We start from the raw sequence: 14178 nt of genomic DNA, 5'->3' as shown, positions 1-14178 counted from the left end.
TTTAGTTATAAATACAGATTTCATCTCAAATATGGTAAAGTCAAACTTAGATAAATCAGGGAAAAACCAATATGAAAAAACATATTTTTATATACACTACGATTGTTGTTTCTATATCTCTTGGCTATAGTTCTGAACTAAAAGGAAGCGATTATATCTTAACTCAGACAGGAACAACCTATACTTATCAAAGGATTGACGCAGGCGATAATGATATTTTTTTAATAGAAACAACTATAAAAAACTGTAACAATGACAAAACTTTATGTAAATATGTCAGTAAAATAAAAGACCCTTCTAACAAAAAAATAGATGGTTCAGAATCTGACTATGCATATCATATAAAAGAAAACGGCGCCGTTTATATTAAATATCCAAAATCAAAAAAAGAAACTTTATTACTTCCTGCAAATATTAAACTTAGTAAAGTAAGAAGTGATAATGGCTCAAACGCAAATGGCGAATTTACAAACTCTTATGAGTTTACTAAACAAATTCCAGAAATAAATGTAAATGGTACAAACTATAAAAATTGTATTGAACTTAACGCTAACTCAAATATGAAAATAAAGAAGCAAACAATTAAGACACAGAGCCAAGAAGTTTATTGTAAAGATATCGGTTTAGTTAAAGAAATTTTTGAAGAAACTCATGGCTCTAGCTCCCCTACCGTTTATAAAAGTATTCTATCATCAGTAAAAAAATCATAATTCATAACTAATGAAAAACTCACTGGCCATTATAATGTCCCCAGAAAAAGCTACTGATTTTAGAAAGATTTTTATTCCTAGATGTTAAACTTAACTAGATAAATTAGGAAATAGATAAATGAGTAAAAAAAGAGTAACGTATACAGCTGATTTTAAAGCTAAAGTAATTATAGAATTGCTAGAAGGCGATATGACAGTTAATGAGATAGCAAGTAAGTATGATTTACTTCCTAAAAACGTGCACAATTGGAAGCAGCAATTTTTATCTAATGCTTGCTTAGCATTTGATAAAAGCTCTGTTGTTAAGGAGTATAAGCAGGAAATAGATGAGCTTAGAAAAGATAAAGATGCAACAAGTAAAAAACTAGTCGAGGTAATAGTAGAGAGGGATTTTTTAATGGGAAAGCTAAAAAGCTTGGTATCATCAAATGATAGAGTAAACTCTGTAGATACTAAGCTAGAATTATCTTTAAATAATCAGCTTAAACTATTATCTGTATCTAAGAGTGTGTACTATTATACACCAATATCAAAATTTAGTAGTAATGATGATATTAAACTATTAAATGCAATAGATTTGATACATACTAAACATCCATATTATGGTACGAGAAGGCTAGTAAAGTTGCTAAATAGATTAGGATTTCTAGTTGGAAGGAAGCTAATCAAAAGTGCTATGGAATTCATGGGTATTAAGGCATTGTATCCTAAAAAAAAGACAACTGTCATTAATAAGCAACACAAGAAATATCCATACTTACTTAATGTATTTAAAAATGAGACGAATTAGGTTGTTATAGATAAAGCTAATAAGGTATGGAGTGCTGATATCACGTATATTAGACTAGAATGTGGGTATGCATATTTAGCAGCCATAATAGATTGGCATAGCAAGAAAATACTAGCTTGGAAGATTTCTAATACTATGGATACACATCTAACAACTAGTGTGTTAAAAGAAGCGTTATTTAAATATGGTAAACCTGATATCTTTAACTCTGATCAAGGAACTCAATATACAGCAAAAGAGCATATTAAAATATTATCTGATAATAAAATAAATAAATCTATGGATGCTAAAGGAAGATCTATAGATAATATTGCAATTGAGAGATTTTGGAGAACACTGAAATATGAAAATGTTTATCCGGCATCATATATAACTATGAAAGAGGCTAAAGTAGGTATCAAAGAATATATTGATATTTACAACAATGAAAGACTACATTCTAGTATTGGATATATGACTCCTGATGAAGTATATTCTGGTATTTTAGATGCTGCATAAAAGCAAGGAATAAAAATATTTTATAAAGTGGTATTGAATAACAGAGACAGTTTAATACGGTGATGTTCGAGAAAAACTAATTGTCCACAAAGAAATTCCTAATATAAAAATTAATAATCATGAATATAAAAATTGTCTAAACATTGTATTTAAAACGGTTACCCCTCTTGGAGAGAAAAAACTAAAAATAGTCACTGATGAAACAGACTGTAAAACATAGGAGCTATCAAAAAAGAAATGGCTATATACTCACTTATCCCAGTGAGTAACCCTAATTATGATAATTATGTATTAATAGCAACTTATATTGATACTCTTCAAAGTATTACTTATAAAAACAGTTAATTTTAAGCTGAAGTTTTGATATTACTACTTCTAAAATAATTATATATTCCATAGCCACTAATTATTACCCAAGCCGCTTCCATAATAAATGCAGGCAAATTCCAGTGATATATTAGTGAAAATAAAACCCCCAAAGATCCCAATATATTTAATAGTAAATAACTTAAACCACTAGATCTCACTCGGTTTATTTGTAGTAAGAAGAAGGCGATTATCACAAGAATATCACCACCAACCCCTATAGTATTAGCCAACACATTATCACCTTTTCTCTTTGTTATAATTTTATATAATTAATTAGCTTTATAGGCAAAAAACTTTAATAACCAAACTCTATTGTATATGAACGAGAGAAATTTTGCTGCGGTTCTATATCAACATTTCCAATGCGATACTCAATATCAACGTCCATACCTAGCGTATCGCTTCTACCACACCATGGCTCAATACATATATATGGAGCACCAGCATGAGGTTTCGACCATAATCCAAGATATTCGAAGCCATCAAAGCTTACCTCTATGTATCGCTCGGAATCTTTTTCCGCTAGTCGAACTTTTTTATCTGAGAAGCTACTATAGACTAGAGCATCATCATCAAAAGTATAATTGTCTAACTCAACCTTAAATAATTTAAAATACTCAGTCTCCCCAGTATAAAAAGCCTCTGGTGTAATAGTATGAAAACCTAACTTCTGCTCTGAGAATGTTATTTCATAATCACTAAACTTATGCTTACTGTCAAAAGGACAAGCAAATGCTGGATGTGCGCCAAATCCACACAATGCAACATCTTCACCTATGTTTATAACATTGTATTGTGTAACAAGTTTATTAGCCTCAAGAGTATATGCGACCTCAAATCTTAATCTAAATGGATAGTTATCCTTTGTAGTTTCCATTGCTAAGACAACTCTATCTTCATTATGTGAAACAATATCAAACACAGTGTGGCGAGCAAGACCATGATTACCCATAGGATATTCTTTACCTTGATGTATAGTAATTTCGATTTTACGATTTTTATGATATAAAAAATCAAAATGTATGTTTCAAAGCAAAATAGCTTTCAACATTTCTCAAAATCATCCACAAAAAGGCTTAAACTGCCTAAATTTATAGACCTATAGATACACTTATCCTAGTAGAGCTACACGGGTATTCGTTTTCTGCTAGCTAATTAGGTATGAAATTGCATTAATTGTTTGGTTGATTTTCCAATGACTCTAAATGAAGGTAATAATTGAGCTCCACATAATATACATTTTAAAGGATCAACATTAAAAGATAGTAAAGACATTTGTTGGTAGGATATATCAACTTTAACTTTAGGCTTATGTCCTAATATCTCATAAATCTTAGGTAATAATTCACCTCTGACAGCATTAGCTAGAAATCCATAATACCTAATCATTCTAAAGCCTTTTTCAGGTATATGTTGAATGAATCTTTCGATAAATTCATCCATAGTAAGCTCTAGGTCTTGGTGTTTACTATTTCGATGATTAAGAAACCTAAATTTGATTGTATTACCATCATATTCTTTTATTTTAGACATCGCTATAGGTGGTTTTTTGATATATCTTCCAATGTATGTGATAGTATGTTCAAAATGTTCCGTAGGCTTATTGATCTACCCCGTCAATTTGGGACAGTTTACTACTTCATTTTCCATTATATATTCAAATTGATATGGAGTCATATAATTTATTGTAGAATGTCTCCTTTTTGTATTATAGTAAACTTCAATATATTCAAATATTGATAGTTTAGCTTCTTCTCTAGTTTTATAGCTTTCATCATGTACTAACTCTACTTTTAAAGTTCCAAAGAAACTTTCACAAGCAACATTATCGTAACAGCATCCTTTAGAGCTCATACTTGATAGTAGCCAGTGTTCTTTAATAATGTCTTGATATTGTTTGCTACAGTACTGTGACCCTTTATCAGAATGTATAATCACACCACTAGGAAAATTTCTTCTAAAGAATGCCATATTTAAAGCATTACAAACTAAATCCGCTTTCATCCTAGAATCCATTGCCCAACCAATAACTGATCTTGAGAATAATGATCATACCCTCCTATTTGTAATACTTCTTTGATTTTTGATGGAGTTCGAATTGTAATGTATAAAAGTCTATTAGATAATAAATAATTATATTTAAAATATTTTAAACATTGAAGCATAAACATTCTCATAATAAGATGATACAGAAAGTATTACGAGATATAGCAAAAACCATAAATTATTCCCTTAAGTAGTTATCCAAGAATTTGCTGAAGGTTCGTTAAACTTTGTTGATGAGTTTTGGATTAAAATATATGAAATATATGGTGATAAATATAATGATGTATATCGTTGTCCTGATTGTAAGAAATTTGAATTAGATCACTTCGAAGATAAAGGAAAAATATCTGAATACTTACAGTCAATTGATAATTGTGACCGCTAGCACAAACTAAACCACAGCTGCCAACGCAGTTGGCTTACGTTCATATTTAATTTTATTATCTATAGATTTACCAACTACTGGAAATAATACAGGTGAGACTCCGGCCCATACTCGACCATCTCCTGACCACATATACTGATGATCTGTCTCCATATTTACTACAGCTCTGACCTCTGCTCCTAGCTCACTAATCTCTACTAGTAAATTATTGTTTTTGATTTTAATCATAAGAATTCCCCTCATAGTTAATGAAGAGGTATAATTGTGCCAGGCTTGATTTCACTAAAAGTAGTATACTTGACAACACCCTCTTCAGGGTTAACTTCAATATCTTCAGTAAAAATGAGCTGTTCAAAATCGAAGATCTAAAATACTCTATTAGTAGTTTAGCATATTATTTTATTATTTGATTAATAGTAGAGCCTCTTATATATCTCAAAATAACCATATTTGTTAATGGATTTTCAACAGTGATAGCTACTTCTACTTTACTTTTTCCTTTATAAAATACTTAATATTTTTTGCAACCTCTTTAGGTCTTTCCACCATTGGAACATGACCTGTATTTTTTAAAACAACTAAATAACTATTTTTTATATTCTCATAAAATATCTTTGAGTTATTAACATTCAATAAATTATCATTCTCTCCCCAAATTATTAAAGATGGTTGCTCTATTACTGATAAAGATAATTTTTGCTCAATATTCTGATTTAATTCAGTGAATATTTTATTGTTTAGATCGACTCTCTTTTGCATACTCTCAGCCATAACATCTAAAATAAAATTTGGAATAAAAGGAGGCTTATACATTGCTAATGAAAGCATCTTTCTATAATCATTTCTACTATTAATATTTATCATTGGGTTTAAGTTTTCATTATCGACTAGCTTATCTATGTAACTAGGCTCTTTAATAAATCCATAGCTATCAATAAGAGTCAAAGATAAAACGAGTTCAGGATTTATATTTGTAACACTTATAACTGCTGCTGCTCCCATTGAACTGCCAATAAAGTGTGCACTCGCTATATTTAAAAAATTAAGTAGATTAATTACAGTTTTTGCTTGTGATTCAATAGTGTAGTTATTAGCAATATAACTATCGCCATGACCCGGTAAATCTAAAGCTATAATTCTAAAATTTCTAGTAAGGTATTTTGAAAGTTTAACCCAAGTATCTTTATCTGCACCTAAACCGTGAATAAAAACAATAGTAGGTTTAGTTAGATCATCTTTTTTCAAATTGTCTAAATATGATATTTCTCCTTTTTCCAAAGATATTTTATAAGGCTTAAGTTGCGCTGACTTTCTTAAAGAGTTTATAGCTTTATTAAATAAATACTTCTTAATACTTGTAAAAAATTTCATTATCTATAGCCTTACAATTATCATGATTTTTTCGCTTGTGAAAGAATTGGAGCCACAGTCTGACAGGATATTACCCAACCCACTTCCTAGCATTTCTAAACATTCTCATCCATACAGAATACTCATCATACTCTGCTGGGATATGCGAGTTTGTAATCGCTCTATAGACACGCTCTGGATGTGGCATCATCGCAAGTACACGACCATCTAGCGCTGTTACAGCTGTTAGGCCATTTACTGCACCATTTGGATTGTATGGATACATTTCTGTAGCCTGACCTTGACCATCTATATATTTAAGAGCCACTTGAGAACTTGCTAGCATAGCTTGTTGTTGACTATCATTTTCAAATAATGGACGACCTTCTCCATGAGCTACAGCAATTGGTGCTTTCGTGCCTGCCATATCAGCAAACCAAATAGAATCAGATTCTTGAATCTCTATCATAGAAGCTCTTGCTTCAAACTGCTCTGATTTATTCTTAATGAATATCGGCCAGTTTTCAGCTCCTTTGATTAATGATTTAAGCTGTGCAAGCATTTGACAACCATTACACACACCTAATGCTAGAGTATCATCACGCCCAAAGAACTTACTAAACTCATCTCTTAGCTTCTCTGTAAATAGGATATTCTTTGCCCAGCCACCACCAGCACCCAAAACATCGCCATAAGAGAAACCGCCACAAGCTACAAGCACCTTGAAATCTGCTAATGTGACACGTCTAGCATGTAAATCTGACATATGGACATCATGAGCCTCAAAACCAGCTGTAGTAAATGCTGCTGCCATTTCAACTTGACCATTGACACCCTGCTCTCTTAGGATTGCAACTTTTGGCTTCTCTACATTGACAAATTTAGCTGTAATATCTTCTTCAAGATCAAATGTCTCTTCAACATGGATGCCTTTGTCATCAATATTTAGGATGCTATCAAATTCCTGATTAGCACATTCACTATTATCACGGATTGACTGGATTTGATAAGAAGTCTCAGCCCACCACCTTTGTAAATTTACACGTGTATTTGAGTATACTTTTTCACCATTTGTAAAGATATTTAATTCATCACTAGAGTTTAGCTTAGCTATTGCACATAGGTGAATTTGAGTGTTTTCAAAAATCTCTTTAACTAGTGCCATATCATCATTTTTAACTTGGATAACTGCACCAACTTCTTCAGCAAAAAGTCTAGCCAAAGTATCTTGAGATTGTAACTTAAGATCTATCCCTTTTCTTCCTGCAAATGACATTTCTGCTAAAGTCGCAAATACACCACCATCTGAAACATCATGATATGCTAAGATTCTATTTTCAGCTTTTAGTTTAGTAATATTCTCAAATAAGACTTTTAGCTTACTAGCTTCAACATCAGGAACAACGTTACCAACTTGGTTGTAGCTTTGTGCTAAACATGAAGCTCCGAGTCTGCCAGCGCCATTTGATAAATCGATATGTAATAAAGTTGTATTATTATCATCAACTAAAACCGGTGTAAGAGTCTTTCGCGCATTAGTAACTGGTGAGAAACCAGAAATCACTAATGATAACGGCGATGTTACAGATTTTTCTTGACCATTATCTGACCATCCAGTTTTCATAGACATTGAATCTTTACCAACAGGTATTGCAATACCTAACTCTGGTGCGAACTCCATACCTACTGCTTTTACAGTTTCATATAGTTTTTGGTTTTCATCACCTTGATTTGCAGCAACCATCCAGTTTGCAGATAAGCGAATATCACTTAATTTCTCAATATCAGCTGCTAATAAGTTTGTTATAGCCTCAGCGATGGCTAATCTGCCAGAGGCTGCTGCATTAATAGCTGCAATAGGAGTTCTCTCACCCATTGCCATTGCCTCACCTGCCTGGCTATCTACAGTTGCAGTTGTTACAGCACAATCAGCTACTGGCACTTGCCATGGACCAACCATCTGATCACGAGCAACCATACCTGTAATACTTCTATCACCAATTGTGATTAAAAAAGATTTAGAAGCTACTGCCGGTACTTTTAACACTCTCTCAATTGCTTCATCAAGCTTAATAACACTTACATCAAAAGCATCTTGTTCTACTTTGACAGTTTTTACATCAATATGCATTTGTGGTGTATTTCCAAATAATAATCCCATTGGTAAATCAACTGGCTTATTATCAAAATATTTATCGTTTAAAGTAATATACTTCTCTGAGATAGCTTCACCAACTACAGCAAATGGACATCTCTCTCTATTACATAACTGTTCAAAAAGCTCTAAAGATTCTGGATCTACAGATAGTACATATCTTTCTTGTGACTCATTTGACCATATTTCTAGTGGAGAAAGTCCTTCCTCACCAACATTGACTTTTCTAAGCTCAAAATGACCGCCAACATTACCGTCTTTTACAAGCTCCGGAAATGCATTAGAAATACCACCAGCACCAACATCATGGATGAATGTAACTGGATTATCTTCACTCATTTGCCAACACCTATCAATTACTTCTTGGCAACGACGCTCCATCTCAGCATTATCACGTTGAACAGAGGCAAAATCTAACTCTGAGTTTGTATCAGAAGATACAACTGAAGATGCTGCTCCGCCACCTAGACCAATACGCATTGCTAGACCACCAAGACAGATTAACTTAGCTCCAACATTGATGTCGCCTTTCTCAACATGCATTCTTTTAATATTACCCATACCACCGGCAATCATAATTGGCTTATGGTAACCAAACATTTCTTTACCTGCGGATGTACTTACTTCTTGCTCAAAAGTACGGAAGTAACCATTTAGATTTGGACGGCCAAACTCATTTGAATAGTGCGCTCCACCAATTGGAGCTTCTAACATGATTTGTAACGGTGTCACAATATGATAAGGCTTACCATATTTGCTATTCTCCCAAGCTTGCTCAAAATCTGGAATATTTAAATTTGAAACCGTAAAACCAGTCAAACCAGCTTTTGGCTTAGCTCCCAAACCTGTAGCTCCTTCATCGCGAATCTCACCACCAATACCAGTAGCTGCTCCACTAAATGGTGAAATAGCTGTAGGATGATTATGGGTCTCTACTTTCATTAAAATATCGACTTCCTCTTGATTAAAGCTATAGACACCTGTTTGAGTATTTGAGTAGAACCTTTGAGCTGTTACACCCTCTATTACTGACGCATTATCTTTGTATGCTGAAAGTACACCTTCTGGTGATTTCTCAGTAGTGTTTCTAATCATCTTAAACAATGACTTATCTTGCTTTTGATTATCTATAGTCCATTTCGCATTGAAAATTTTATGTCTACAATGCTCAGAGTTTGCCTGAGCAAACATATATAGCTCTGTATCAGTAGGGTTTCTACCAAGCTTGATATATTCATCAGCCAAGTAAGCTATTTCTTGGTCACTTAGTGCTAAACCAAGCTTTATATCAGCATCTTTTATAGCTTTTTCACCATTTTTTAGAACATTTACGAATTCTAACTCTTTTGGTGCGGTTACGCTGAACAGCCTATGTAAATCATTTTTACAAGTAAATACTTCTTCAACCATACGATCATGAACTAAATCTTCAATCTCTTTCAATTCATTTGCAGAAACTTGACCTTCCACACCGAATAAAACTGCTCGCTCTACTCTTTTGACAGCATTAACTCCAGTATTACTAATAATATCGGTAGCTTTTGAAGACCATGGTGAAATTGTGCCAACTCTTGGAGCTGTAATAAATGTGTAACCTTTTGGTTCAGCTGAACCATATTCTTTGTTGTAATTAAGTAATGATTTAATAATCTGTTTTTGTTGATTAGTAAGCTCTTCATCAAGCTCAACTACATGAATATACTCAGCAGATATAGACTCAATTTTATTTGATATTTTTTTAACATCCGCTAAAATCCTCTCTCTTCTAAATGGAGATAATGCACTTAAACCTTTAAAAAACTTAATCATTAGCTATCAACCCTTTGTACTTTTTTTCTAATTCTTTTAATTCTTTTCTGTGCCTTTCAAGATCATCTAAATATGTTTCATCAACATCACCTGTAATATAATTACCCGAGAAAACACTATCCTCAAACTCAGTAATCTTAGGATTCTGTTTTTGAACAATTTCCTTAAGGTCAGTTAACGGCAAATATATAAGCCCATCAACACCTATCCATTGGCGAATTTCTTCTAGAGACTTACCATGAGCGATAAGATCAGATTTAACTGGCATATCTATGCCATAAACATTCGGGTAACATACTGCTGGTGATACAGATGCAAGATACACTGATTTTGCCCCCAAATCCCTAACCATCTCAATAATAAGCTTAGATGTTGTACCTCGTACAATAGAGTCATCGACGAGTAAAACATTCTTGTCCTTAAATTCTGCAGGAATTGGATTTAATTTTCTTCTAACAAAATTTTTTCTATCAACATTCTCAGGCATTATAAATGTTCTACCTATGTACCTATTTTTAACAAAGCCCTCTCTATATTCTACTCCCAAAGCTGTTGCAATCTCTTGAGCTGATGCTCTACCCGTCTCAGGTACTGGTATTACAATGTCAATATCCTTGTCCTTCCAAGTATCAATAATCCTACGACTTAATGCTTTACCAGCATCAACTCTAGCTTGATAAACACTAACACCATTCATAATGCTATCTGGACGGGCAAAATACACATATTCGAATAAACAAGGCGCTAAAATTGTTTTTTTAGCACATATTTTTGAATGAACTTTCATATCTTCTGTAATTATAATCACTTCACCAGGAGCTACATCTCGTAATACTTTAAACCCCGAAATATCTAGAGAAACACTTTCACTAGCAACCATATAGGCTTTTTCACCATCATCATACTCTTTGACACCAAGCACGAGTGGGCGAATACCATACGGATCTCTAAATGCTACCAAGCCAAAGTTAGAAATCATCGCTGTGCAAGCATATCCTCCTTTGGCATGCTTAAATACAAATTCACATGCTTTATATACAGCCTGGGTAGTGGGCTCACCTCTAGACTTATTCATCCCACAAGCAAAGAAATTCAACAAAAGCTCAGAGTCAGAAGTTGTATTTAGGTGACGCCTTTCGATATCATGTAGCATCTTTGCTAATTCTGGTACATTAGTTAGGTTACCATTATGTGCAAAAACTATACCATGAGGATTGTTTACATAAAAAGGTTGGCTATCTGCAGCACCAAGACTACCTGCAGTAGGATATCTTACATGTCCAATACCTATATTTCCTTTTGACTTTTCAAGCTTTTCATCGGTAAAAATATCACTAACTAAGCCAGTGTTTTTACGCATAAAAAAATGACCTTGATCCATAGTTGCTATACCTGCAGCATCCTGACCTCTATGTTGTAAAAGGCTTAAACCATAAAATAGTGCATAACTGACCTGATTTGGTCCAGCAACCCCAATTACTCCACACATAACTCACCAAATAATTTTAACCTATTATTAAACACAAATACTATAACAACATTTAACCAACTCTACTGTAGTTAATTTAAATTAACTACAACAAGGTTTATTTGAAACAATCATCCCAAAATATATTTTATCGAATATATAATTATAGACAAATGCATATATTAGATAAAAAATTACAAAACCAATATCTGTAAGCAATGCCTTCCATAAACTCATATGTAACCAATATGCAACCATTGGCAAAGTCACTACAAGTAAGCCAAGTTCAAATAAAACAGCGTGCATTATACGTACAAGTAAACTCCTTCTTGATCTATGCTGACCAAAGCTACTTTCAATAGAATCAAAAATATAGTTGTATATCAAATTCCAAACCATTGCTATTACAGATATAACTATTGCTAAAATTCCTATATGCCAAATATTTTCATTCAGAATAAGTACTGCAAATGGAGTGAAAATCATAACCCCAAAAACCTCAAAGCCAACAGTATGGACAACTCGAGCTAAAAAGCTCATATTCATAGTATTCAATTGCAAACTCCTTACAATATCTAATTTCTTATTTACAAGGTTTAGTGTGAAAAACCAGGCCTATTATCGGAGCATTCACCCTCAAGTGATTCAATTGCTATTTTTAAGTCTCTAATCATTAGCTGGGCTAAATCAAAAGTAAACCCTCTTCTGACCAAAACTCTCATCACAACTAATTCTTGTCTATTTTTAGGCATTGAGTATGCTGCTATTTGCCAACCTTTTAAACGAATTTTTTCAGACAAATCAAATAAGCTATATTGTTCATCAGATTTGAGAGACCAGCTAACTGCAGGAATACCTCCTTGACCACTATGAATGATCTCAAAAATATCCATATCACCTAACTGTCCAGCTATATATTTTGTGACATCATAGCTAACTTGATGCACTTTTCTATATCCTTCAAAACCTAACCTAACGAAGTTATAATATTGCGCAACAATTTGCCCCCCTGGTCGAGAAAAATTTAGTGCAAAAGTAGGCATATCTCCACCTAAATAGTTTACATTAAAAACCAAATCTTTTGGCAAGTATTTTTTATCAGACCAAATAACCCAACCAACACCTAGCGGTGATAAACCAAATTTATGTCCAGATGCATTAATTGACTTAACTCTAGACAACCTAAAATCCCATTTAAGTTCTGGATCTATAAATGGTGCTAAGAATCCTCCAGAAGCTCCATCAACATGTACTGGAATATCTATCCCTGTTTGTTGTTCAAACTCATCTAGAGCTTTACAAACATCCTCAACAGGCTCATACTGTCCTGTAAATGTAACCCCTAAAGTGGGAACTACACCTATTGTATTTTCATCACATCTTTCTATGACAGCTTCTGGAGTCATTATTAAGCTTTTTTTAGACATTGGTATTTCTCTGAGCTCAATATCCCAGTATTTTGCAAACTTATGCCAACAAACCTGAACAGGTCCTGTAACAAGATTTGGTTTTGAGTAATCTTTACCTTGAGCTTTCATCTTATCGCGCCAACGCCACTTCATTGCCATACCACCAAGCATTGCAGCTTCAGATGATCCAGTAGTTGAGCAACCAATAGCATTCTCTGCTGAAGAGTTCCATAAATTTGCCAAAATATTAACGCATCTTGACTCTATTTCAGCAGTTTGTGGATACTCATCTTTATCAATCATATTTTTATCAAGACAATCATCCATAAGCTTATGAGATAAATCATCAACTTGAGTTTGACAAAAAGTAGCCAGGTTTTGCTTTGAATTTCCATCTAGCATTAACTCATCTTTTATTTCTTGATATGTTTGTAGCGAATCCTGTGATCCTACTGGGATTCTATTTTTTGGTAAAGATTCTTCAAAAAAGTCAAAATCATCAATTATATTTTTCTTACCATGTAAAGCCATAGCTCTTACCTCTAAATTTTTATTTCTTTAAATTCAAAACCTACTATCTCAAATAGATTGCAGCTCTGACTTTTAATATTACTAAAGCAAATTGATATCACTAGCTCTTCATAATAAAATGTCAAAAAATCATTGGGATAATTCTCACTAACCCAATCATTATCGTTAATTATTTTAAATGTTGCTTTATCTAAACCTTTTGCAATTCCAAGTGAGTTTCTCTTAACTTGTGCCTCTTTTAAAGTCCATAATATATAAAAATTCTTGTATAAGTCACTGCTTTTTTCTAAAGCTAAGAATTCATCTTGTTTAAAATACCTTTTTGCTATTTTTAAAATTTTTCGTTGGACAGATACTTCTTCGGCATCAATACCTATTTGCTGGTTTGCAACTGCAATTATCACCTTGCTACCCGTATGGCTAATATTAAAATGAATATCACTATTACACAAATAAGGTTTACCATTTTTCGATGCAAATATAGGATCCGATAGGCAGAATTTTTCTGATAAAACAAAATACCTAACAAATTGTGAAAATGTTTTTTGTTTACTTGTAAGTTTTGACTGGTCAACTCGACTATTTAACCATGATACAACTTGCTCTATACGATACTTTTCAAAGTCTAAAATAAAAACTGAGACTTTGGACATAACAA

Annotated in this window: 12 protein-coding genes and 3 pseudogenes; 3 read left to right on the top strand and 12 right to left on the bottom strand. The window is 33.0% G+C overall.

Going from position 1 to position 14178, the window contains the following annotated elements:
* Positions 1 to 71: 71 nt before the first annotated feature.
* The 3 genes from CDV26_RS00435 (at position 72) to CDV26_RS12750 (ending at position 1998) form a co-directional block, all read left to right on the top strand.
* Complete coding sequence (locus tag CDV26_RS00435) at positions 72 to 710, top strand: hypothetical protein (RefSeq protein ID WP_088771621.1); 639 nt, start codon at positions 72 to 74, stop codon at positions 708 to 710.
* 118 nt (positions 711 to 828) lie between these two features.
* On the top strand, positions 829 to 1500 hold the full coding sequence (locus CDV26_RS12755) for an IS3 family transposase (RefSeq protein WP_245806469.1): 672 nt from the start codon (positions 829 to 831) through the stop codon (positions 1498 to 1500).
* A 6-nt stretch (positions 1501 to 1506) separates the two neighbouring features.
* Entirely contained in the window at positions 1507 to 1998 is a 492-nt protein-coding gene (locus CDV26_RS12750; RefSeq protein WP_338029180.1) for an IS3 family transposase, read from the top strand.
* A 347-nt stretch (positions 1999 to 2345) separates the two neighbouring features.
* Here the strand turns inward: CDV26_RS12750 and CDV26_RS00425 are convergent, their stop codons facing one another.
* The 12 genes and pseudogenes from CDV26_RS00425 to CDV26_RS00375 all read right to left on the bottom strand — a co-directional run bounded on the left by CDV26_RS00425 (position 2346) and on the right by CDV26_RS00375 (position 14173).
* On the bottom strand, positions 2346 to 2597 hold the full coding sequence (locus tag CDV26_RS00425; protein ID WP_211276373.1) for a CBU_0592 family membrane protein: 252 nt from the start codon (positions 2595 to 2597) through the stop codon (positions 2346 to 2348).
* 65 nt (positions 2598 to 2662) lie between these two features.
* Positions 2663 to 3340, bottom strand: a pseudogene (locus CDV26_RS00420) (aldose epimerase family protein); the annotation flags it as partial.
* A 182-nt stretch (positions 3341 to 3522) separates the two neighbouring features.
* Positions 3523 to 3921 (bottom strand): transposase, encoded by a 399-nt coding sequence (locus CDV26_RS00415; protein ID WP_245806584.1) that lies wholly within the window; start codon positions 3919 to 3921, stop codon positions 3523 to 3525.
* A 54-nt stretch (positions 3922 to 3975) separates the two neighbouring features.
* Positions 3976 to 4413: pseudogene (locus CDV26_RS00410) on the bottom strand (IS3 family transposase); the annotation flags it as partial.
* The gene (locus tag CDV26_RS11770) at positions 4368 to 4532 is read right to left on the bottom strand and encodes a hypothetical protein (RefSeq protein WP_157671282.1); all 165 of its coding nucleotides are present in this window, start codon (positions 4530 to 4532) and stop codon (positions 4368 to 4370) included. The gene CDV26_RS11770 and the pseudogene CDV26_RS00410, both read right to left, overlap by 46 nt.
* A gap of 299 nt (positions 4533 to 4831) precedes the next feature.
* Positions 4832 to 5026: pseudogene (locus tag CDV26_RS00405) on the bottom strand (aldose 1-epimerase family protein); the annotation flags it as partial.
* Between the two features lie 255 nt (positions 5027 to 5281).
* On the bottom strand, positions 5282 to 6169 hold the full coding sequence (locus CDV26_RS00400; protein ID WP_088771615.1) for an alpha/beta fold hydrolase: 888 nt from the start codon (positions 6167 to 6169) through the stop codon (positions 5282 to 5284).
* Between the two features lie 70 nt (positions 6170 to 6239).
* Positions 6240 to 10112: a phosphoribosylformylglycinamidine synthase gene (purL, locus tag CDV26_RS00395; protein WP_088771614.1), complete on the bottom strand. Its 3873-nt coding sequence runs from the start codon at positions 10110 to 10112 to the stop codon at positions 6240 to 6242.
* Positions 10105 to 11601: an amidophosphoribosyltransferase gene (gene purF, locus CDV26_RS00390; RefSeq protein ID WP_088771613.1), complete on the bottom strand. Its 1497-nt coding sequence runs from the start codon at positions 11599 to 11601 to the stop codon at positions 10105 to 10107. The genes purL and purF overlap by 8 nt, the downstream gene beginning before the upstream one ends.
* 81 nt (positions 11602 to 11682) lie before the next feature.
* On the bottom strand, positions 11683 to 12135 hold the full coding sequence (locus CDV26_RS00385) for a PACE efflux transporter (RefSeq protein WP_088771612.1): 453 nt from the start codon (positions 12133 to 12135) through the stop codon (positions 11683 to 11685).
* 41 nt (positions 12136 to 12176) lie between these two features.
* Positions 12177 to 13520 (bottom strand): glutamate decarboxylase, encoded by a 1344-nt coding sequence (gene gad, locus CDV26_RS00380; protein WP_088771611.1) that lies wholly within the window; start codon positions 13518 to 13520, stop codon positions 12177 to 12179.
* An 11-nt stretch (positions 13521 to 13531) separates the two neighbouring features.
* Positions 13532 to 14173 carry a 4'-phosphopantetheinyl transferase family protein gene (locus CDV26_RS00375; protein ID WP_088771610.1) on the bottom strand — a complete coding sequence of 214 codons (642 nt, stop codon included), beginning with the start codon at positions 14171 to 14173 and terminating at the stop codon, positions 13532 to 13534.
* Between the last annotated feature and the right edge of the window lie 5 nt (positions 14174 to 14178).

Origin of the sequence: Francisella halioticida (assembly GCF_002211785.1) — a bacterium.
Lineage (GTDB): Bacteria > Pseudomonadota > Gammaproteobacteria > Francisellales > Francisellaceae > Francisella > Francisella halioticida.
This window is presented reverse-complemented; position numbering and strand designations above follow the sequence as displayed.